The sequence below is a fragment of the Mycobacterium sp. URHD0025 genome, from assembly GCF_000426065.1.
Classification (GTDB): domain Bacteria; phylum Actinomycetota; class Actinomycetes; order Mycobacteriales; family Mycobacteriaceae; genus Mycobacterium.
Genome location: NZ_AUEQ01000008.1, coordinates 193,966 through 213,535 on the forward strand (window position 1 = coordinate 193,966; position 19,570 = coordinate 213,535).

At 67.1% G+C, this 19,570-nt stretch carries 18 protein-coding genes; 11 read left to right on the forward strand and 7 right to left on the reverse strand.

Going from position 1 to position 19,570, the window contains the following annotated elements; genetic code table 11:
• The first annotated feature begins 26 nt into the window (after positions 1-26).
• Positions 27-233 carry a type II toxin-antitoxin system VapB family antitoxin gene (locus H977_RS0111225; RefSeq protein ID WP_029107955.1) on the forward strand — a complete coding sequence of 69 codons (207 nt, stop codon included), beginning with the start codon at positions 27-29 and terminating at the stop codon, positions 231-233.
• Positions 220-588 (forward strand): type II toxin-antitoxin system VapC family toxin, encoded by a 369-nt coding sequence (locus tag H977_RS0111230; RefSeq protein ID WP_029107956.1) that lies wholly within the window; start codon positions 220-222, stop codon positions 586-588. The genes H977_RS0111225 and H977_RS0111230 overlap by 14 nt, the downstream gene beginning before the upstream one ends.
• Before the next feature lie 35 nt (positions 589-623).
• On the opposite strand, the gene H977_RS0111235 is transcribed toward H977_RS0111230, so the two are convergent.
• Positions 624-1,007, reverse strand: a complete 384-nt coding sequence (locus H977_RS0111235) for a VOC family protein (RefSeq protein ID WP_029107957.1) — start codon at positions 1,005-1,007, stop codon at positions 624-626.
• 171 nt (positions 1,008-1,178) lie between these two features.
• Here H977_RS0111235 and H977_RS0111240 point away from each other — a divergent pair, with 171 nt between their 5' ends.
• A complete protein-coding gene (locus H977_RS0111240; RefSeq protein ID WP_029107958.1) occupies positions 1,179-1,520 on the forward strand; it encodes a DUF1801 domain-containing protein in 342 nt (113 codons plus the stop codon).
• Positions 1,521-1,604: 84 nt separating this feature from the next.
• Here H977_RS0111240 and H977_RS0111245 read toward each other — a convergent pair whose 3' ends face one another.
• Positions 1,605-1,985: a nuclear transport factor 2 family protein gene (locus H977_RS0111245; protein WP_029107959.1), complete on the reverse strand. Its 381-nt coding sequence runs from the start codon at positions 1,983-1,985 to the stop codon at positions 1,605-1,607.
• 72 nt (positions 1,986-2,057) lie between these two features.
• Between H977_RS0111245 and H977_RS0111250 the strand changes: the two genes are divergently transcribed.
• Genes H977_RS0111250 through H977_RS36045 form a run of 3 tightly spaced genes read left to right on the forward strand, consistent with a single transcriptional unit; the run spans position 2,058 to position 3,426 of the window.
• Positions 2,058-2,456, forward strand: a complete 399-nt coding sequence (locus H977_RS0111250) for a VOC family protein (protein WP_029107960.1) — start codon at positions 2,058-2,060, stop codon at positions 2,454-2,456.
• A gap of 49 nt (positions 2,457-2,505) precedes the next feature.
• Positions 2,506-3,252, forward strand: a complete 747-nt coding sequence (locus H977_RS0111255) for a class I SAM-dependent methyltransferase (RefSeq protein ID WP_029107961.1) — start codon at positions 2,506-2,508, stop codon at positions 3,250-3,252.
• A 39-nt stretch (positions 3,253-3,291) separates the two neighbouring features.
• Positions 3,292-3,426 carry a hypothetical protein gene (locus H977_RS36045; protein ID WP_286162635.1) on the forward strand — a complete coding sequence of 45 codons (135 nt, stop codon included), beginning with the start codon at positions 3,292-3,294 and terminating at the stop codon, positions 3,424-3,426.
• 18 nt (positions 3,427-3,444) lie between these two features.
• Here the strand turns inward: H977_RS36045 and H977_RS32945 are convergent, their stop codons facing one another.
• Both H977_RS32945 and H977_RS0111270 read right to left on the reverse strand, forming a co-directional pair.
• Positions 3,445-3,735, reverse strand: a complete 291-nt coding sequence (locus tag H977_RS32945) for a sigma factor-like helix-turn-helix DNA-binding protein (RefSeq protein ID WP_051288795.1) — start codon at positions 3,733-3,735, stop codon at positions 3,445-3,447.
• A 127-nt stretch (positions 3,736-3,862) separates the two neighbouring features.
• Positions 3,863-4,543, reverse strand: a complete 681-nt coding sequence (locus tag H977_RS0111270; protein WP_029107962.1) for a hypothetical protein — start codon at positions 4,541-4,543, stop codon at positions 3,863-3,865.
• A 41-nt stretch (positions 4,544-4,584) separates the two neighbouring features.
• Here H977_RS0111270 and H977_RS35235 point away from each other — a divergent pair, with 41 nt between their 5' ends.
• The gene (locus H977_RS35235) at positions 4,585-4,755 is read left to right on the forward strand and encodes a hypothetical protein (protein ID WP_101906485.1); all 171 of its coding nucleotides are present in this window, start codon (positions 4,585-4,587) and stop codon (positions 4,753-4,755) included.
• A 3-nt stretch (positions 4,756-4,758) separates the two neighbouring features.
• Here the strand turns inward: H977_RS35235 and H977_RS0111280 are convergent, their stop codons facing one another.
• The gene (locus H977_RS0111280) at positions 4,759-6,423 is read right to left on the reverse strand and encodes an FAD-binding protein (RefSeq protein ID WP_029107963.1); all 1,665 of its coding nucleotides are present in this window, start codon (positions 6,421-6,423) and stop codon (positions 4,759-4,761) included.
• A gap of 128 nt (positions 6,424-6,551) precedes the next feature.
• Here H977_RS0111280 and H977_RS0111285 point away from each other — a divergent pair, with 128 nt between their 5' ends.
• From H977_RS0111285 to H977_RS0111300, 4 genes are all read left to right on the forward strand, one after another.
• Positions 6,552-9,323: a helix-turn-helix transcriptional regulator gene (locus H977_RS0111285; protein WP_029107964.1), complete on the forward strand. Its 2,772-nt coding sequence runs from the start codon at positions 6,552-6,554 to the stop codon at positions 9,321-9,323.
• A gap of 105 nt (positions 9,324-9,428) precedes the next feature.
• Positions 9,429-10,061 carry a sigma factor gene (locus H977_RS32950; RefSeq protein ID WP_051288796.1) on the forward strand — a complete coding sequence of 211 codons (633 nt, stop codon included), beginning with the start codon at positions 9,429-9,431 and terminating at the stop codon, positions 10,059-10,061.
• Positions 10,058-12,886, forward strand: coding sequence for a LuxR C-terminal-related transcriptional regulator (locus H977_RS0111295; protein ID WP_231395936.1), 2,829 nt, complete (start codon positions 10,058-10,060; stop codon positions 12,884-12,886). Before H977_RS32950 ends, H977_RS0111295 begins: the two co-directional genes overlap by 4 nt.
• A 40-nt stretch (positions 12,887-12,926) precedes the next feature.
• Positions 12,927-15,767 (forward strand): helix-turn-helix transcriptional regulator, encoded by a 2,841-nt coding sequence (locus H977_RS0111300; protein WP_036475712.1) that lies wholly within the window; start codon positions 12,927-12,929, stop codon positions 15,765-15,767.
• Here H977_RS0111300 and H977_RS0111305 read toward each other — a convergent pair.
• Positions 15,725-18,679 carry an aminotransferase gene (locus H977_RS0111305; protein WP_029107967.1) on the reverse strand — a complete coding sequence of 985 codons (2,955 nt, stop codon included), beginning with the start codon at positions 18,677-18,679 and terminating at the stop codon, positions 15,725-15,727. The two genes, H977_RS0111300 and H977_RS0111305, sit on opposite strands and share 43 nt — an antisense overlap.
• Positions 18,676-19,548, reverse strand: coding sequence for an alpha/beta fold hydrolase (locus H977_RS0111310; RefSeq protein ID WP_029107968.1), 873 nt, complete (start codon positions 19,546-19,548; stop codon positions 18,676-18,678). Before H977_RS0111310 ends, H977_RS0111305 begins: the two co-directional genes overlap by 4 nt.
• Between the last annotated feature and the right edge of the window lie 22 nt (positions 19,549-19,570).

A 19,570-nucleotide genomic window follows, 5' to 3' on the forward strand; every position in this document is an offset into this window, starting at 1 on the left:
TCAATTGATGCACCTGGAGGTGTCAGATGCGAACGACTGTGACTATCGACGATGCCTTGCTGGCGAAAGCGGCAGAACTCACCGGTGTGTCGGAAAACGTGGCGCTGCTCCGGCAAGGCTTGGAGACGCTTATCCGAGTCGAGAGTGGTCGCCGCCTGGCGGCCCTCGGCGGCACGGACCTTCACGCGAAGGCCGCTCCCCGGCGGAGGACGTCTGCCGATGATTCTCGTTGACACGTCGATTTGGATTGACCATCTGCACGCCGCAGAGCCGCGACTGATCAGTTTGCTCGCCCTCGATGAAATCGGCTGCCATCCGTTGGTCATTGAGGAATTGTCGTTGGGTTCGATCAAGAAGCGCGACGACGTGCTCGGCTTGCTGTCAAACCTCTACCAGTTCCCGACTGCCACGCACGCTGAGGTGCTTCATCTGGTCGAACGTCGCCGACTGTGGGACCGAGGATTGAGCGCAATCGATGTTCATCTCCTCGGGGCTGTGGCGTTGGCGGGTGGCGGACCACTATGGACCAGGGACAAACGACTCAAAGCGGCTTCTGAAGATTGCGGCATCGTCGTCTTCGACGGGTGACGTTGTTTGGCAACGGCATTTGGTGGAGTTCCGGTTCAACGTGTAGCAGCGGGCTTGTCGAAGTACTGGACCAGACAGAACTCGTTGCCCTCGGGATCCAGCATGTTCAACACGACGCCCTCGTTGTATTCGTGCCGAAAGCCCGAGAAGCGTCCGCCGAGTTCCTCGACCCGTTGCCGTCCGGCTTCGATGTCGTCGACCTCTACATCCAGGTGAACGCGTACCTTTCCGGCCTTCGGTTCAGGTACGCGCTGGAAGGTGAGGCGGGGAAGCGGTGCCGAGCGCGAACCCACCGTCGCCCAGTTCGGATCGTCCCCGTGCTCGTTCGATGCCGGAATGCCGAGCACGGCAGCCCAGAAGGTCGACATCTGTACCGGATCGGCGCAGTCGATGGTCACTCCAGACCAGCGGTTTGCCATTGCTGCTCCCGGGCATTTGGACAATTGGCGCTCGAGTAGATCCTCGCACGCGCAGCGATTGATTCCCGCGCCGAGCGTGGGGGAATGCACGCATCAGGCCTCATTTTCGTGCGAACGGCCCACGCTTGTCAGGCGGTCAGGACCCCGTTTGGTTGGAGTAGATTGTCGGCTGTGAGTGGGGATTGGCGCGTCGATCGGGTCGATGAGATCCGGTCGTTGATCAAACAAGCTGAGCCCGACGTCGTCGAGGAGATCAAGTGGCGCAAGCCATCGAACCCCGATGGCGTGCCGGCGTTCTCACTGGACGGCCTGATCTGCACGCTGGAAATGTACAAGGGCAAGGTCAAGTTGACTTTCGCCAAAGGCTCGTCCGTGAGCGATCCAGACCATTTGTTCAACGCCAGCCTAGAGGCGCCGGTCAGACGTTCGATTGATCTGCGCGAGGACGACGAGTTGGATGCGGATGCGTTCAAAGCGCTGATTCAAGAGGCCGTCAGGGTCAACCGCGGTTGATGCGCTGACGCGATCGTTCACCAGCCCGACGTCTCTCGGTGATGCGACGCGGTGGAGTTCCGCTTCGACGGGTGAGTTCCCCAGTCACTCCATCGATTCGACCCACTGAGTACGGGATGGCCCGGGACTGAACGGATCCCCGAAGTACTGCGTCTCGTGGACGACTTCGCCCTCCACGAATTCCATGATGCTCACCACATAGGACGGTTGCCCGTCGTAGGTCATCACGAGTTCGCTGATCCACAGGTCACCGGCACCGACGATGCGGCGGACCGTGAAACGCTTGGCATTGGGCTGGGCTTCGCGGGAAGCCTGAATCCTGTCCCGCCCGCGGATCCGCTCACCTGATTGGGGATAGTCGAGGACCGCGTCACCCCGGTAGATCCGATGCTCGGCGTCGAAGTCGTTGACGTCGGATGACGCCCAATGTGCCTCAAGAGCAGTCCGCAGATTGTCGTCAGCCATGGCAAGAACGGTATCGGTGCACTGGTCGAACGCTGAGGCGAAATGTCGGTGCCTGTGTCTAGCGTGTGCTGAATGAAGCTTGTCTCGATCCGGCTCATCACCGCCGACGTGCAGCGTCTCGTCTCGTTCTACGAGGCGGTCACCGCAGCCGACGCCGTCTGGGCCAACGAACTGTTCGCAGAGATTCCCACGCCCGCAGGTACTTTGGCCATCGGTAGCGACAAGACAGTCCCGCTTTTCGGCGTCGGGGCGGCCGAGCCCGCAGCCAACCGGAGCGCGATCATCGAGTTCATCGTCGACGATGTGGACGCGGACTATGAGCGCCTCAGCGACCGGTTGCATGACGTTGTCACCAAGCCGACGACGATGCCGTGGGGCAATCGGGCGCTGCTGTTCCGCGATCCCGACGGAAATCTCGTCAACTTGTTCACTCCGGTCACCGGTGAGGCTCGCGCCAAGTTCGGGGTCTAGCGGTCGGCGAATCGGTCTCCTGAAAGAGCCGGCGACGTAGCATTTCCTCGTGGGTTTTGTTGTCCCTCCGGACGCCTATACGCGCTTCATGGGCCGGTACGCCGAGCCTCTTGCGGAGATGTTCGCGGCATTTTCCGGGGTCGGTGCGGGTGACAAGGTGCTCGACGTGGGATGTGGGCCGGGCGCGCTGACCGCGCAACTGCTGTCGGTCGGAGCCAACGTCACGGCTATCGATCCGTCGCCGCCGTTCATCGACGCGATCCGCGCACGATTTCCGGATGTCGACGCGCGGCGGGGGACTGCAGAGGAATTGCCATACGACACAGCCGATTTCGATGCATCCCTGGCGCAATTGGTCGTGCACTTCATGTCGGATCCGGTGGCCGGTGTGAGGCAGATGGCGCGGGTGACTCGGCCTGACGGCGTCATCGCAGCATGCGTGTGGGACGGTCCGACCGGCGCGCTGGCGCCGTTCTGGGAGGCTGTTCACGTCATCGCCCCAGAAGCCGAGGATGAAGCGCTGCTCTCCGGCGCGCACAGGGGCCACCTGACCGAGATACTCGAAGCGGCCGGCCTGCGCGACGTGGACGAGCGCCCCCTGACTGTCGACCTTGTACATGCCACCTTCGAGGACTGGTGGGAGCCATACACATTCGGCGTGGGTCCCGCTGGTGACTATGTCCAGGGCTTGGACGATGTCGCTCGAGCACGTCTCGCATCGGTGGCTCGCGACCGTCTGGGTGACGGACCCTTCACTGTCAGCGCCACCGCGTGGGCCGCGCGCGGGAGGGTCTGACAACAGGCGGTGCAGCGCCAACGCCGATACACTCCGCGCTTGTGGCATCGTGAGAAAGTCATCGGACCGAAGTTCACCGCATTCGATCTCGCATGTGCCACCGCGTCATTCGATGTTCAGGTTCCGACGCTGGACGTCGAGTTGGTCAAGCACGCCCTGGGTGCATCTGCCTGATCAGGGACCGCGCCTGTGTTATGTCCCGGGCGTGGTGTCGCACCCCATCTCGGCCAGACTCATCTTCAGGCGGCGCAGCACGTCGTGCAGCCGGGATTTGACCGTGCCCTCGGCAATCCCGAGATCGTCGGCGATCTTCCCGGTCGTCCAACCCAGGTAGTACGCCCGGCTGAGAACAGCGCGGTGCGCCTCCGGTAGTCCTGCCATCGCCTCGGCGACGAGCATGCGGCGCAGTGCGGCGTTCACTTCATCGGTGCCCCATGGCGGAGCAGGTTGCTGGTGGGCTCCAGCATCTGGTCGGTCGGCCATTCGACTGTCAACATCTGGGGGTCTCCGGGGCTGGTGCGGTCGTCGCATCCAGCTTTGCCGTTCGGGTTTCCGAATGCCTCACCGCTGACGGCAATCCGTCTATACCTGCCAGCAGGTATAGACGGGGTCAGTCGATGATCACGGAGATCTCGTCGCTCAACCTGTAGCCGGCCGCCAGCGGCAACTCGTCACCACTCCAGAACGAGCCCGGATCGAACCAGTTGTAGTGCTTCTCGGTGGTCACCAGGCCCATCTCCTCATAGGTGATGGCCACGGTTTCGGCACAGTAGGCGGTCTCGAGCCCGACCTGACGGGTGCGGGCCTTCTTGCGCTCGGTGGACTCGCGAACCTTGCTGTGCACAAACGGGATTCCCCGCGTGAAATCGCCTGCGCCGGGTATCCGCCCGCGAAGCCAGCGACCGGTGAGCCGCGCGGTGGTGGGGAAGGCCGTGCCGTCCATCCGGGCGATCACCTTGAGGAGGTTGTCTTCCTGCTCTCGGGACGCGAACGGGGTGAGCTGACGCAACCAGCAGCGCTGCCCATAGCTGTGCGCCCATCGTTCCACGACTTCGCGGGCATCGTTGAGTTGCACCCCGCGATGGTTGGTGCCGGTCCACATGTCGAGCAGCTTGTCGCCGAGCTCGGCGTGCCAGATCAGCGGTGGCAGGTCGTCGATGGCCACGGTCATCCCGACGTGGTTGACGGGACTGTTGGTGAGGGTCTGGATCGCCCGGTCCGGACCGGAGCCACCGCGAAACAGCCAGATGTCACCGGTGCGGGTTTCCTCCAGCGCCTTGGTCAACGACACCGTGTTCGCTTTCACCACCGAAGCTTAGGCACACTTTGAGCATGCGCAGTATCTGGAAGTGGGTCGGACTGGCCGGTGTCGCCGGTGTCGTCGCGGGTGGCGTGATGGTGGCGCGTGATCAGCGTCGCCGAAATGCCTACACCCCGCAGGACATTCGCGAGCGTCTGCACCAGCGGTTGGCCGAGGCCGAGCACGGCGAACCGAAGCGCTGACTCCTACTGCATCAACTCGGCAATGTCGGTGGGTATCGGTGCGACCGGCTCGCGGCGCACGCCGTGGTGCGGTGACCACACCAGGTTCACCCGCAGCGCCGGGTCGAGATCGGGGTAGTCGGAACGGATGTGGCAGCCCCGGGTCTCACGTCGTTCCAGCGCACACTCGAGCGTGGCGCGGGCGGAAAGCACTGCGGACCGGAGGTCGAAGGCGTGCGCCAGGTCCGCGAAGCCGCTGATGTCGGTGTGCACACCCACGTCGGCGATGCGCGCCTCGATCTCCCCGAGCGCTGCCAATCCGGAGAGCAGGCCGGTCTCGTCTCGGACCACTCCGGCGTGCTCGGTCATCAGGTTGCGCACCGCACGCTGCAACCCGCGGATGTTCTCACCGCCATCGGCGGCCAGCAGTCGGTCGACTTGCGCCTCAGCTTCACGGACCGCCGCCAGTGAGCGACGCTGGGCGGTGAGCCGCGCCGAGTAGTCGGCTGCGGCTTGCCCGGTCAGCCGGCCGTAGACCATCACCGCGATCAAGGAGTTTCCGTCCAGCAGGCCCGCGCCGTGCAATCCGGTGGTGGCTTCGCCGGTGACGAACAGCCCGTCGACCTCGGTGCCGTGGTCCTGGGGCCGGACCGCGACCCCGCCCAACGAGTAGTGCGCGGTCGGGGCCACCTCGATCGGGTCCCGGGTGACGTCGCGCCCCTGGAGCTCCAACACGGTCTGGTACACCTGCGGCAGTCGGGTCATGACCTTCTCGGCAGGCAGATGCGACAGGTCCAGCCAGACCCCGCCGGTCCGGGTACCGCGCCCCGCCGTGATCTCGGCGTAGGACGCCATCGCGGCCCGGTCCCGACTGGTGCGCTCCATGTGTTCGGGGTCGTATCGGGTCATGAACCGTTCGCCGACGGTGTTCAGTAGTAAACCGCCCTCTTCGCACACCGAATCGCTGATCAGTGTCCCTGCCGCGTTTTCGGGACCGAGTAAGCCGAATGGCCGGAACTGCACCAGTTCGGCGTCTCGCAATCCGGCGCCCGCCTCGGCGGCGAGGCGGAACGAGTCGCCGGTGTTCTCGTCCCGGCGGGCCGATGTCCGGCGCCAGATCCGGGTGTGGCCACCTGTCGCCAGGACCACCGCGTCGGCATGCACGAGATACCGTGCGCCGTCGACGAGATCGAAGCCGTAGGCGCCGAAGACCGCTCCGTCGTTCACCAGGATCTGAGTCACATAAACCGTCGGGAGGATCGGGATCCCGAGCCGGACCGCGTGTTCACGCAGGACGCGTTGCACTTCGCCGGCGTCGGCCTTGCGCCGGTACGGATGGGTCCCGGTGGCCCGTCCTGCGTCGTGACGCTCGAAGCGCATGCCGAAGCGCTCCAGGTCGTGGATGCCTTGGGCGGCGCCCTGGGCGACCCGCTGCACGGTGCGTGGATCGGCCAGCAGGCGGCTTTCCAGCAGGGTGTCGGCCGCGTGCTGTTCCCAGCCGTTGCCGGTATCCAGCGCCGCGTTGATCCCGCTGAGGGTCAGACCGGTGTGATCGTCATCCGGTGTGTGCTTGCCCACTGCCGTGACCGCCACGCCGGCCTCGGCGAGTTCGATGGCCACTCGCAACCCGGCACCCCCGACCCCCACCACCAGGACAGACGTGGCGAGCTGATGTTCGCGGGGTGACATGGAATCTCCTGGGGCAGACGACTGGTTATAAGTACCGACCGGGCGGCGTCACGGTTTGTGACAATCCCGGTAGATTTCTCGCCAGCCGTGCACATCCGTGCCGCCCAGCCCTGCCAGGAGCCGTACGCATGAGTGCCAGCCCGTTGCCCAACCTGGTTGGCAGGCAACGCGAGTGCACGCAGTTGACCGACCTGCTCAGCGGGCTGCGCCGGGGTGAATCGGCGGTAGCGGTGATCCGGGGCGAGGCCGGCATCGGGAAATCGGTGTTGTTGGAGTTCGTGGCGGCCCAGGCCTCGGGGATGACCGTGACCACCGCCCGCGGGATCGAGGCGGACATGGAACTCGCCTATGCCGGCCTGCACCAACTGTGCGCACCGTTCCTCGGCACGGTCGATGCGCTGCCCGAGCCGCAGCGGGATGCGCTGCGGGTCGCCTTCGGGTTGGCCGCCGGTGATCCGCCGGATCGGTTCCTGGTCGGCCTGGCGGTTCTGACCCTGCTCACCCGGGCCTCAGAGACAAAGCCCGTACTGGTCATCGTCGACGACGCCCAGTGGCTGGATCAGGTGTCCGTGCTGACGTTGGAGTTCGTGGCGCGCCGGCTGTTGGCCGAGGCCGTCGCGATGGTCTACTCCGTGCGCGATCCAGAGGGCCAGGCGGTCCTCAAGAACCTGCCTGAACTGCGGCTGGGAGGTCTCGAGCCGGCAGCGGCCGGTGAACTGCTGGAGGCCGCGGTGGAGGGGCGGCTCGAGGAGCGCGTACGCGATCGGCTGGTCGCCGAGACCTCCGGCAATCCGCTCGCGCTGCTCGAGCTCTACCGCGGCCGCAGTGCCGCTGAGCTCGCCTACGGCATGGAGGCGGGGACTGCGACGGCCCGCGAATCGGTGTCGAGTCGCATAGAACAGGGCTTCGCCGACCGGATCCAGATGCTGCCGGCGCCGACCCGAACGCTGCTTTTGATCGCGGCGGCGGAGCCGATCGGGGAGGCCCGGCTGTTGGTGCGCGCGGCCGAGGCGATGGACATCGCGCCCGATGCCGCGCCCGCCAAGGCGGCCGGTCTGATCGAATTCGGCGAGTCCGTCCGGTTCCGCCACCCGCTGGTGCGCTCGGCGGTGTACCGGCAGGCCGATCCCGAGGAGCGCCGGGCAGTCCACCGGGCCCTGGCGGCCGTCACCGACCCGGTTCTCGATCCGGACCGCTGCGCCTGGCACGCGGCGGAGGCCGCCGATGGGCCCGACGAGGAGGTCGCGGCGGGCTTGGACCACGCGGCGGGCCGGGCGCGGCAGCGCGGTGGGATGGCGGCCGAGGCGGTCCTGCTGGAGCGCGCCACCGAGCTGACCCCGGACCTCTGGCAGCGCGGGCGGCGGGCGCTCGCGGCGGCCGAAGCACATTTCTCGGCCGCCTCCCCGGATCGCGCGACCGAGTTGGCCACCCTGGCCAGCTTGTGTCCGCTCGACCCGTTGGACCAGGCCCGGCTGGCACGTCTGCGGGCCCGAATCCTGTTCGGCCGCAGTCGCAGTGACGAAGCGGCTCCATTGCTGCTCGACGCCGCCGCGCAATTCACGGCCGCCGGGTCGCCACTGGCCCGCGAGACCTATCTGGAGGCGATCAGCGCGACAGTCTTCGCCGGCCGGGTCCACGGAGCCGCCGGCGCCAAGGCCGCGGCGGTCGCCGCCCGGGCTTCCGGCGCTCCGCCGTCGAACTCCGAGGCCGCCGACCTGCTGTTGGACGGCGTCGCCACCCTGCTGGCCGACGGCTATGAGACCGGTGTGCCGGCATTGCGCCGGGCCTTCGAACCGTTCGCGCAGGAGGACCTGCACAGCCGTGAGGCGACGATGCGATGGCTGCTGCTCGTGCCGGTCGCGCTGGAATCGTTCATCCACTACGGGTGGGATCTGCCCGCGTGGGACACCTTCGCCACCCGGGCGGTGAGGCTCGCCCGTGACATCGGTGCGCTCGGGGCGTTGCCGCCGGCGCTGATCTACCTGGGTGGCGTCTACATCCACCATGGCGACTTCGCCACGGCCGCCCGCATGATCGACGAGGCCGACGCGATCTCCACCGCGACCGGACAAACCCCACACGCCTACGCCTCGCTGGTGCTGGCCGCGTGGCGCGGTGAGGAGGATGCCGCTGCCGGCCCGATCGCGGAGGCCAAAGCCCGTGCTGCCCAACACGGCGAGGTCTCGCTCCTGGGGGTCACCGGCTATGTCCAGGGAGTGCTGTACAACGGCCTGGCGCGGTACGACGAGGCACTCGCGGTGGCCCGGGCGGGCATCGAGCACGACGGCTACAACTTCACCGGGCTGTCGTTGGTCGAGCATGTCGAGGCCGCGGTGCGGTGTGGCGAGCTCGGGGCGGCCCAGACATCGCTCGATCGTCTGGTTGAACTGACGCGCGCGGCCGGTTCCGGCTGGGCACGTGGCGTCAGCGCGCGCAGCCGAGCCCTGCTCGCCGACGATGACGAGGCGGACGCGCTGTACCGCACGGCCATCGAGGAACTTGCCCGCGACCGCGTGGTCGTCGAGGTGGCACGCACCCACCTGCTCTACGGCGAGTGGTTGCGCCGGAACCGTCGGCGGGCACTGGCGCGGGAACACCTCCGCACCGCACACCAGATGTTCGATGGCATGGGAGCCACGGCGTTCGCCGAACGGGCGCGGCGCGAACTGCTGGCCACCGGTGAGCACGTGCGAAGCCGGGAAGCCGGGCCGACGACCAGCCTGACCCCGCAGGAGGCGCAGATCGCCGCGTTGGCCGCCGCCGGAATGACCAACCCGAAGATCGGCGCGGAGCTCTTCCTCAGCCCACACACCGTGGAATGGCACCTGCGCAAGGTGTACACGAAGCTCGGCATCAGCTCCCGCCGCGAGCTGCCGGGTGCCCTGGCACCTTCGGGCTAGCCCCGCTACGTAGCCGGCCCGCGTAGTCCCGTGGTGCACAGCCCACGGACTCGACCACGCAGTTCCGTGGCGCGACGGAGGCCCCGTGGCATCCAGGGTGGAGGTATGTCGACACCGGATGAACTGGGCCTGGCTCTCGACACCTTTCTCACCCATCGCACGCGGCTGTTCGGTATCGCCTACGGAGTTACCGGAGAGACCTGTGGCGCTGAAGACCTGGTCCAGGAGGCCTGGCTGCGGTGGCAGCGCACGGACCGCGCGATCGTGGAGAACCCGGCCGCATTTCTGACCACCACCACGACGAACCTCGCGATCAACGTCATCCAGTCGGCCCGGCACCGCTACGAAGCACCGACCGCGTCGCCATTGGACTACCTGGTCGACACCGGCGCCGACGAGCCCGTGTCGCGGACCGAACAGACCGCTCTGGTCGAGGAGCTGCTGGCGCTGCTGATGGCCAGGTTGACGCCAGGGGAGCTGGGCGCCTACGTGCTGCGCAGAGGGTTCGACTATGCGTATGTGGACATCGCCGCGTTGCTGCGGACCAGTGTCGCCAACGCGCGGCAACTGGTTCGCCGGGCCCAGACCCGCCTCGACACCGGTGAGCGCGTCTCAGCAGTCCGGATTGCCGCGCACCGCCGTCTTGCCACCGCGTTCCTGCAGGCCGCGCGCACCGGTGATCGGCGGGATCTGGAGCACATCCTCGCCGGCGGCTACGCCGCCTCCCGAGCCGCATGAGTCCCGATACCTCAGGCCGGTTGGCCTGGACCGTCGAGACGCCTCGTGTCGAGGAGATGGCGCGACTCGACGGAACGCGGGGACGGCTTGTCGGCCGGCGATGGGAGCGCACGGCCCTCGACGACATGGTCACGGCGGTGGCGGGCGGTCGCAGTGCAGCACTGGTCCTGCGGGGAGAAGCCGGCATCGGCAAGACCGCGTTGCTCGACTACGTGGGCGACCACGCGCCCGCATGCCAGGTGGTGCGCGTCGCGGGGATCGAGGCGGAGGCAGAGCTGGCTTTCGGCGGGTTGAACCGGCTGTGCGAGCCCTTCCGGAAACATCTCGACCGGCTACCTGTCCCACAGCGGTCGGCGCTCGAAACGGCGTTCGGGCTCAGCGCGGGCACTCCCGCGGACCGGTTCCTCGTCGGACTGGCAGTCCTGAGCCTGTTGGCGGAAGCGGCGGCGCGGCAGCCCGTGGTGTGTTTGATCGACGATGCGCAGTGGTTGGACCGGATTTCCGCTCAGACCTTGTCGTTTGTCGGTCGCCGGCTGCTGGCCGAGCGGGTGGTGCTGCTCTTCGCAGTACGCGAGCCCGTAGTGGGCGATGCCCTGGCGGATCTACCTGCGCTGCGGATCGAGGGCCTGGGCGATCACGACGCCCGGACTCTGCTGGCACGGGGCTGCCCGGGCCGCGTCGACGACCGGGTGCTCGATCGTATTCTGGCCGAATCCCGGGGGAATCCACTTGCGCTCCTGGAACTTCCACGTGAGGTGACGGCTGCGCAGGTGGCCGTGTGGACCGACCGGATCGACGACCAACCGCTGGCCGGCCAGATCGAGAAGGGTTTCTTGCGTCGCCTTCGTTCGTTGTCACCGGGGGCCCAGCTTCTGGTGCTGCTCGCCGCGGCTGATCCGGTGGGAGATGCTGCGTTGTTGCGCCGCGCGGCCGTGGAGTTGAACATCGACACCGTCGCCGCCGGCTCCGAAGCTCAGGCGGGCGAGCTACTCACCATCGGCACGATGGTCCGGTTCCGGCATCCGCTGGTGCGCTCGGCGGTATACAAATCGGCGACGACACTGCAGCGCCGGCAGGTGCACCGCGCGTTGGCTGAGGCGACGGACCCCGAACACGACCCCGATCGACGTGCGTGGCACTTGGCAAGTGCGGCAGGTCAGCCCGATGAAGGTGTGGCCGCAGGCCTCGAGCTGGCGGCTGCCCGCGCCCGCGCACGGGGTGGTGCTGCCGCGGCGGCCGCATTTCTCGACCGTTCCGCCGAACTCACGCCTGATCCGCGTCGTCGTGGCTCCCGGTCGCTGGCAGCAGCGCAGGCCAAGAGCGAGGCAGGCGAGTTCGGTGAGGCTCTCGAACTTCTCGACGACCTCGCGGCGCTGCCGTTGACCAAGCGTGAGCATGCCCTCGCCGAACTCGTGCGTGGGCGAAGTCTCTTCTCGTTCCGGAGCGCGAGCGCGGGTCTGCCCTCACTCCTCGGCGCGGCCAAACAGCTTGAGCCACTTGACTCGGCGTTGGCAACCGAGACCTACCGTGATGCCCTCTACGCCGCCCTCACCGCCGGCAGATTGCCTGACGAGGTCGGGGTGGAGCAGGTGGCGGCTGCGATCCTCGCGATGCGGCGGCCCGCGGACCCGGCTTGCTCAGATCTGCTCCTGGAAGGCGTTTCCCGGATCACGGTTGCGGGTTACGCGCAGGGGGCGCCGCTGGTTCACCGTGCCCTCGCGGCCTATCGAACAGGAGGGTTCTCCCCAGCGGATGGGTTGGGCTGGCTGCCCTTGGCGTGCCGATTGGCGCACAACACTTGGGAATTCGACGCCTGGTCCACGCTGTCGGCCAGGTTGGTCGAGCTTGCTGTGGACGCCGGCGCACTTGCCGTCCTGCCGTCGGCGCTGCTGCTGCGGTTGTCGAACCGCGTTTATGCGGGCGACCTGGCCGCGTCCGACGCGCTGGTCGCTCAGGCCGCAACGTTGGGCGAGGTCACCGGAAGCAGTTTTTTCGCGCACTACGGCGCCATGGTCGTCGAACCGTGGCGAGGCGACGAGACGCGCACGATGCAAGCGATCGATCTGATCACCTCCGACCCGTTGTTGCGCGGCGAGGGCAAGGCACTGACGGCGACGGAGTGGGCAGCCGCGGTACTGTACAACGGACTCGGCCGGTATGACGAGGCGCTCCTGGCTGCTCGGCGTGGATCGGCATATCCACGGGAGCTTGGACTGTCGACATGGTCGATGGTCGAATTGGTCGAGGCGGCAGCACGATCGGGGGTGCCGGCCGAGGCGACCGAGGCGGTGCGACATATCGAGAACATGGCTGCGGTGAGCGGGACCGACTGGGTGCGCGGCACGGCGGCCTACGTCGGCGCGCTGGTGGCTGACGGTCCCGTCGCCGAACAACGCTATCGGGAGGCGATCGAGTTTCTTGAGCGTACGGACGTCCGAATGCTCACCGCACGAGCCTATTTGGTGTACGGCGAGTGGCTGCGGAGCGAACAGCGACGGGGCGAAGCCCGGCAACGCCTCCGCCAGGCATACGCCCTGCTGAGCGACTTGGGCGCCGACGGGTTCGCTGAGCGGGCCCGCCGAGAACTCGCCGCCGCAGGGGCAGCGACGTCGGCCAGGGCAACGGGCCGGCGGGCGGTCGACGCCGCGTCGCTCACCGCGCAGGAGATGCAGATCGCCCGGCTCGCCGCCGACGGACTGACCAATTCGGAGATCGGCGCGCAGCTGTTCATCAGCGCTCACACCGTCGAGTGGCACCTGCGAAAAGTGTTCGGCAAGTTGGGTATCCGTTCCCGTCGGCATATCGCGTCGAAGCTGGGGAACTAGAGGCTGTCACAGAATCGGCTGCTGTGCGGTCGATATGTGTATGTGGCGGAGATCTTTTCACGATGCCGGTGCGCGCGTGCTGATCGGACGCGATACCGAATGCCGGGTTCTGGAGGATCTGGTCACGGGAGTGCGGAGCGGGGGCAGGGTTCTGGTGCTGCGCGGGGAGGTCGGTGTCGGGAAGACCGAGTTGCTGAACCATCTTCTCGCGCGGGTCGGGCACTACCGATCGGTACGGGTGACCGGAGTGCCATTCGACATGGATCTCGACTTCGCCGGCCTACAGCAGTTGTGCCGACCGCTGCTCGGCCACCTCGCCGAACTGCCGACTGCCCAACGCGACGCACTGGTGGTGATTCTGGGACTGGGATCCGGTGCGCCGCCGACCGAAAAATTGGTGCACTCAGCCGTTTTGAATTTGCTGACCGCTGCCTGCCGCGATGAGCCGCTGGTCTGGGTCGTCGATGACGCGCATTGGCTGGACCCCGTGACGCTGGCGGTTCTGGCTGCTGTGGCGAGGCGATTGACCACCGAACGGGCCGGGTTGGTGTTCGCGACTCGTGACCCCGGGGCAGACGTGTTGAGCGGATTGCCCGAACGCATGATCGGCCCGTTGTCGGATGAGCACGCGCGAGTCCTGCTGGGCACGGTGATGATGACCCGTCTCGACCCGCGCGTCAGCGATCGGATCATCGCCGAGACCCGCGGTAATCCGCTTGCTTTGGTTTCACTTCCGCGTGATCGTGCCGCCGCAGAACTTGCCGGGGCGCTGCGCCGCGGCGACACCCCTTCGGGGGCCAAAAGAATCGAACTCGACTATGTCGAGTTGATCCGCGCGCTGCCCGGATCGACTCGGCAGCTGCTCCTCGCCGCTGCGGCCGAGCCGGTCGGCGATGCCGCTGTGTTGGGTCGCGTCGCGGACAACCTGGGGATCACTGCCGACGTGCTGGCGCCCGCGGTAACCGCCCGAGTGGTCGAAATAGACTCCGATGTGCGGTTTCTGCACCCCCTCGCGCGGTCGGCCGCTTACCACGCTGCCGCCCCGTCCGTACGCCGCGAGATGCACCGTGTACTGGCCGAAGTCACCGATGTCGAGATCGATCCGGACCGCCGGATCTGGCATATCGCCAACGCCGCGACGTGGCCCGACGATGAGGTGGCAGCGCAACTGGAAGTCGCTGCCGGTCATGCGCACGCGAGGAACGGTATGGCGGTTGCCGCAACATTTCTCGAGCGGGCCGCGGTCCTGACATCGGTTCCGGAACTTCGCTGTGACCGCGCGCTGGCCGCAGCGCGGGCCAAGCTCGATGCCGGCGCCTTTTCCGATGCCGACGAGTTGCTCGCCATGGCGGGCCTCGCACCGATGACCGGCCTGCAGCGGGCGCGAGCCGCGCGGTTGTCCGCGCAGATGGAGTTCGCCAAGCGGCGCAGCGGCGACGGCAGGGCGGCTTCATTGAGTGAGATCGCATCCCGGATGAGTGATGCTGCAGTCGAATTCGAGCACTTCGACGCTGAGGTGAGCCTTGAGACGCATCTTGAAGCTCTCGCTGCGGCGATGTACGCAGGCCGGCTCGGAGATATCCCGGACGTGGCGCGGACGGCCGAGACCGCGCGGTGCGGTATCGAAAGCCTATCCACCGGTTCTGGGCCGGTGGGCACCGTGTTGCGGGGTATGACGGCTCAGATCATCGGTGTTCCGTATGCCGGGGAGGGATTGCCGGCGGCGGTGGAGGAGCTGGGTGCGCATCGTCGTGATGCCGATTCCCAGGCGTCGCGGTGGATGGTGCCCGCGCTGCTTCTCATCCAGCAGTCCACGGCCTATGAACTATGGGATGACGGGTTGGTGCACCGGCTCTCCACGGCGGCAGTGCGACGAGTCCGGGCGTCCGACGCGTTGGCACTGCTTCCGGAGACCCTGGCCTACCGGGCCGTCGTGCACATGTTGGCCGGCGAGCTCGTTGCCGCCGAAGACCTTCTGACGGAGGCTGATTCGACCTCCCTGTCGACCCGCTACTACTCACCGCTGCGCTATCACTCGCTTGCGCTGGATGCGTGGAAGGGTGATCCGGACCATCTCGATGCGCTCAAGGCTGGTGCCGAGACAGCATCTGCCTCTGGGGAAGGCCGGATGCTGGGTCTGGCCCGATATGCGACCGCCGTGCTCTGCAATGGTCTGGGCCGCTATGAGGAGGCGTTCGCCGCGGCCCGGCAGGCTGCCGAGTATGAGGACCTCGGACTGTACGGATGGTATCTGGTCGAACTGATCGAGGCGGCGACCCGCATCGGCAACATCGACGCTGCGCAGGAGGCCTGCGGGCGCCTCACCGAGCGTATATCGGTTCGCGACACGGATTGGGCCCTAGGGACTTTGGCGAGCGCACGGGCTCTGGTGGCCGGCGATGGAGACGCCGAGGCTCACTACCGTGAGGCGATCGACCGGTTGGGACGTACCCGCATCAGGGTCCACCTGGCCCGGGCCCATCTGCGCTACGGGGAATGGCTGCGCCGTCGGAAGCGCCGGTCGGCGGCCGAGGAGCAGCTCACCATCGCGCACGACATGTTCTGTGCCTTTGGTGCCCGGGCTTTCGCCGATCGTGCCGGGCGCGAGTTGATCGCGAAGGGGGAGCGGGCGGGCCGACAGCCGGTTGCCGGCGGCGATGTTCTGACGGCTCAGGAGGCACAGATCGCGCGGCTCGCAGCAGCCGGACTGACCAACGCTGCGATCGGAGAGCAGCTGTTCATCAGCACCCACACCGTCGAGTGGCACCTGCGGAAAGTGTTCGTCAAGCTCTCGGTTACCTCTCGTCGGCAACTTCGGGGCATGTCGGACAGCCTCGCTCACCAGCCTTCGGTAAGTACCCGCTCCAGGGTGTCGGCGTAGAAATCGGCCGCTTCGATGTCGATGCACAATGGCGGCTTGGTTTTCAGGATGTTCTGGTGGTCGCCGGTCGGCTGGATGATCACTCCGAGTTCGAGCATCCGGTCACAAATGAGGGCCGTTTCCTCGGTGGCTGGCTCGAGAGTGTCGGGATCGCGGATCATCTCGACACCCAGATACAGGCCGACACCGTGAACGGTGCCGATGATCGGGTGGCGCGCAGCCAGCTCCTCGAGCCGTGACTTCAGGTGGGCGCCCACGCGGGCCGCGTTGGCCTGCAGCCCTTCGTCGTTCAACACATCGAGCACCGTCATCCCGATCGTGCACGACAGGGGACTGCCGCCGGTGGAGGAGAAGAAGTAACCCTGGCTGCGGAACGCCTCGGCCACCTCGCGGGTGGTGACCACCGCGCCCAAGGGGTAGCCGTTTCCGACCGATTTCGCCATCGACACGATGTCGGGGACCACGCCCTGCTGCTGGAAACCCCAAAACCACTCACCGAGGCGGCCGTAGCCGACCTGCACTTCATCCGCGACCGCGTATCCGCCCGCCCTGCGCACCGCCGCGTAGACCTGCGGCAGGTATCCGTCGGGTAGGGCCATGCCGCCGGCGTTGCCGTAGACCGTCTCGCAGATGAATGCAGCCGGTGCGCGCCCCTCGGCGATCAACTGGTCGATCTGGGCCACCGCGTCCACCGCGTATCGCCCGACCTCGCTTCCGCGGTACTTACCGCGGAAGCTGTTGGGCGATTCGACAGTGTGCACCCAATCCGGCCGGGTGGTGAGCGCATTCGGGTTGTCCGCGGTGGAGGTCGACACGGCGTCGGTGCCATACGTCCAGCCGTGATACGCCTCGCGCATTGCCACCACATCGGGCCGGCCCGCTGCCGCGATCGCCAACCGCAGCGCCAGGTCACTGGCCTCAGATCCGGAGTTGACCAGAAATACCGTGTCCAGCGGGTCCGGTAGCAGCCCGGCGAGGCGTTCGCTGAACTCGACGACGGAGGCATAGTTGAACCGCGAGTTGGTGTTCAGCTTGCGGAGCTGACGGGCCGCTGCCGCCGCGATACGGGGGTGCGCATGGCCCAACACCGTGACGTTGTTGACCATGTCCAGGTAGCAGCGTCCGCTGGTGGACATCAGGAAATGCCGCCAACCCCGTTCGATGCGCGGCGGCCGCCGATAGTAATGCTCCTGCACGGGCGCGAATGCCCGGTCTCGCCGGGTCACCAGATCGGCGTCTGCCGGCTCGGCGTCGAGCGGTGCGAGCCCCAGCAGCGGTCGTGGATCACGCACGCAGGCCAGCCAACCCGGCGCCAGGCCAGGGGTCGTCAGCTCAGGGGCGCGTGGGGCACCCACCGGGCGCAGGGCCACGTGCGTCCAACGGCCCGGTTCGGCCGTGCCCAAAACCTCGCCCGAGGGACCCGAGGCGCCTGAAACAGAACCGATCCCGGTGAGGGTCAGCTCGTACTCGGCACCCCGCAGCGTCACCGAATCCGCCGAGCGGTCGACGACCTCACCGGTGAACGGTGCGGCCAGCTCCAGGCGCTCCGCCGGCCACACACTGACCCCGGTCGGGACCACCGCCGGCTCTTCCTGGCTCAATGCCGGAGCCCGTGAGATCCGAGGTTGCCCGAACCGGGTCACCACCACGTGCGCGCCGTCATCGATTGCGGCCCTGGCCAATTCGTCCTCGACGTCGGGTTTCAGCCAGCCGCCGGGGGTGAACGCGTCGTCCAGGGCATCCGACGTCGCGCTCAGATCCAGTGTCACCACCGACTTGGGCGGCGTGATCATCGGGCGGTCGGGCCGGGGCTGCGAGGGAGGCGATGCCAGCCCGAGGTCGGCTTTGATCAGCGCGGCCATGACCTCGATCGGCACCGAGGTGGCGCGCTCGAACATCTGCCACTCGCCGTCAGCCTGTTCGGTGAGGTAGTCGTTGTCCGGATCGAAACCGGCCTGATGCGCACCGCTGACGATCAGGACGGCGGTACGCAGAACCAGCAACGGCCACAACGCTTCCGCCTCGGCAACGCTGAGGGGGCGGATGGCGTGGAAGGCGCGGATGCCGGGCAGGACGGCGGCCGGAGCGCCGCCCGGATGTTGCAGTACGCAGGACAGGGTGATGGCCAGTTCACCGACTGCCCAGCTGTCGGCGAGGTCGCCGAAGTCGATGATCCCGTCGGGATGCACCGCACCACCACGTCCATGGGACACAACCACATTCGCGTCGGTGAGGTCCATGTGCACGGCCTGTACGGGCAGTGCGTCTGCCAGCGGTTCGATGTGTGCCCAGGCCTGATCGGTGGCGGCCTGCAGGCGGGCGCGCACAATGTCGTCGTCGACGTGGGTGACCAGTCGGCGCACCACTTCGGCCCCGTAACGCAGGTCCCATTGCAGGACGCGGTCCAGCCCGGGATGGCTGAAACCGGCCAACGCCCGGCTCACCCGCCCGGCCAGCGCGCCCAGCTCGGCGACCGTGGCCGGCGGCAGATACCCGGATTCGACGAGCGTTCCGCCGGGCAGGTGCCTCAGCAGCCGGACATAGGCGGTGCGTTCGGCCCCGTTCGAGCCCAGACCTGCTACGGCAGTGAGCTTCTCGTCGTGTCGGTTGGGCAACGACTGCGCCACCCGCAGATCCGGCTCTGCCGTTGCGATGCGCTCCGCGGCCAGCTCCTGGGCGGTCAGTTCGATCTCGTTGAACGCCGGGTTGGCGATCTTCAGGACACCGGCGATGTCGGATCCGACATCGACCAGGAAGTTCTTATCCTGTTGACTGCCGAGCGATTTCACGTTCCCGTTCAGGTCGAAGTGGGCGGCCAGAATGTCGCGGGCCTGGGTGTCGGTGATCGCAGGCGCGGGCAGCTCAGGTTCGCGCAGGAAGTTGAAGCCGACAGTGTCACGCTCGGCGTTCACCGTCCGACGAACTCCGCGACGACCTGGGAGAACGCGTCGTTGTCGTCGCCGGCGGCAGTGTGGCCCGCATCGGCCAACTCGACGAACTCTGCGGCGGGAACCTTCTCCAAGAAGTCCTGGACACCCTCGGGGCTGACCACATCGGACAGCTTGCCGCGGATCAGCAGGATCGGGACGGTCAGGTTCATCGCGGCCTGTTCGAGCTTTTCCACCCGGACGAACGGATCGTCCTCGGGTTTGGTGAGGAACGCCGGATCCCAGTGCCAATACCAGCGTCCGTCGCGCAACCGCAGGTTCTTCTTCAGCCCCTCCGGGCTGCGGGGTTTGGTGCGGTAGGGCAGGTAGGCGGCGACGGCCTCGGCGGCTTGCTCCAGGGAGTCGAAGCCGTCGACGTTGGTGAACATGAAATCGCGGATGCGGGCACTCCCGCTCTTCTCGAACCGCGGCACCACATCGACCAGGACCAGCTTGGTGACCAGTTCGGGGCCGGCCTCGTGCGCGGCCAGGATGCCGGTCAGCCCACCCATGCTGGCGCCGATCAGGACCACCGGGCGTCCGATTTGGTAGAGCACCTGCTGAACGTCCGCGGAAAGGGCTTCCACCGAATAGTTCGCGCTCGGTGAGCGGTCGCTGTCCCCGTGGCCTCGGGCGTCGAGGGCAATCACGTGCAAACCACGATCAGCCAGGATCTGCCCGGTGTTCTTCCACGAGAACCGGTTCTGGCCGCCGCCGTGTAGCAGCAGGACGGTGGGCCGGTCAGCGGCGGAGGCGGCACCCCGGTTCCATTCGTCACCGACCAGGTTCAGGTCGTCGACCCCGCGGAACGTGACAGTGCGCGATTCGCTGTTCTCGGTTTTCCCGGTGCTCACGGACATTCCTCTCGGCAGGCCC